Below are 433 nucleotides of genomic sequence, written 5' to 3'. Positions count from 1 at the left end.
GGCTTTATCACGGACGGTGCGGAGAAATTGGCAGGGCAGGACGATCGCACATTTAACGAAGGTTTTCCACGTCAGCAACTTAGGCATCCCATAGGGACGATGTTTTTGATAGAGCAAAACGTCGTAAATGCCAAACAGCCAGTTGCGTCGCGCCAAGGCAGAAATGTTGTTGCGGTAGCGGAAGTGCAGCAAAGCATCGGGTTCATAGTGCAGCTTGCCGCCTGCCTGCTGAATCCTCCAGCAGTAATCGATGTCTTCGAGCGATCGCAACGATTCGTCAAAGCCGCCGATCGCCTCAAAATCAAGGCGTTTGCACATTAGACAGGCTCCGGTTACAGCAGAGTAGTTCGTAATCCCAACGATCTGATTGAGATAGCCCGAAGCATCTGCCGAAAAATGTTTGTGGCTGTGCCCTGAATAGGCGCAGATGCCC

Annotated in this window: 1 protein-coding gene; it reads right to left on the bottom strand. The window is 52.0% G+C overall.

Features of this window, described 5'->3' with window-relative positions:
• The coding region (locus D7Y13_RS46470; protein ID WP_208734663.1) for a glycosyltransferase at positions 1-433 on the bottom strand (433 nt) is incomplete at both ends.

Source organism: Corallococcus praedator, assembly GCF_003612125.1.
In the GTDB taxonomy this organism is placed as follows: Bacteria; Myxococcota; Myxococcia; order Myxococcales; family Myxococcaceae; genus Corallococcus; species Corallococcus praedator.
This window is presented reverse-complemented; position numbering and strand designations above follow the sequence as displayed.